Below are 1,008 nucleotides of genomic sequence, written 5' to 3' on the forward strand. Positions count from 1 at the left end.
GCTCGAGTTGCAGAAGATGGTCGACGCTCTTGGTGTTGGGCCACACGAGGACGAGCCCGGGCCGGCGAAGGCCAAGAAAAAGAGCGGCTCAGTCCTCGACTTCGGCGCTTGGCTGCCAAAGATGGGCTAAGCAGCAGCCGAAGCATCTCCGGTCACATTAAACGCAACCCTCGGGCGAATCGCATGGAAGTCTTCACGAATTCGGGAACGTCGCCCATCTTCGCGATCTCGGCAAGGCCGTCTTCCGTGATGCGGATCACCGTTGCCACCTGTGATGCGGCGTATCGCGCGCTCGACCCGAGAGCGTTGATCTCGGCTTCGATCAGGCCTGTGGCCAAAAGCACCGAGACGTACCGAACTTCATCCGGGTCAGCAACCCGAACCGGAAGCTGCACCTGCTGCAGCCTCATCAAGAACAAGAGCGGCATTCGATTCTCCGATTGCCGGCGCTTGCTCTGCCAAAAATGCCGGCCCTTTTTTGGTTTACAAAATGTAGCTTCAAGTACACCTTGCCGCCGCAAGTGCTTATTACTTAAAACCAATTCTGCAAACAAAGTCACGGATTGCTGCTCCGTGCCGACGGGGAGGCTGTACGCGCGATCCGACCTCCGCCTCAGCAAATCCGAAGGGCCTATCGAAAATTGAAGTGGACTGCCATTCGCTCGGCTTGATGTCGCGGTGCCGCTCGCAAGAATGTTGCGGCCTCCTTCGCAAAGCGTCGAGCCATACGCCGCATGCCCCGTCCTCCCGTCTCAAGCTCCTGCCAGTGCGAAGCGTCGGCGCTGTCCTCCATGAAGGAGGAGGGAAGAACCGGTTGGTTTCGGGGAGGCTATCAGGCGAGGCTTTGTTGGCAAGTTTCCGCCGCTCCTAAAGGGAGTCACCGCAACTTACGACTGCATGGAAAAATAGGGTAGACCGTCAGCCTCAAGCCAAAAGGGGTCTCGAATAGCCCGGATCACTCTACGGTTGAACCTGAATGCGAGTTCTTGATGGCCTAATATTCGAGAT

At 57.3% G+C, this 1,008-nt stretch carries 1 protein-coding gene; it reads right to left on the reverse strand.

From position 1 onward, the window contains the following. Positions 1-152: 152 nt before the first annotated feature. Positions 153-560 (reverse strand): hypothetical protein, encoded by a 408-nt coding sequence (locus AC1DOC_RS34980; protein ID WP_412512265.1) that lies wholly within the window; start codon positions 558-560, stop codon positions 153-155. Positions 561-1,008: the final 448 nt, after the last annotated feature.

Source organism: Variovorax sp. 01T439_2 (genome assembly GCF_056398445.1).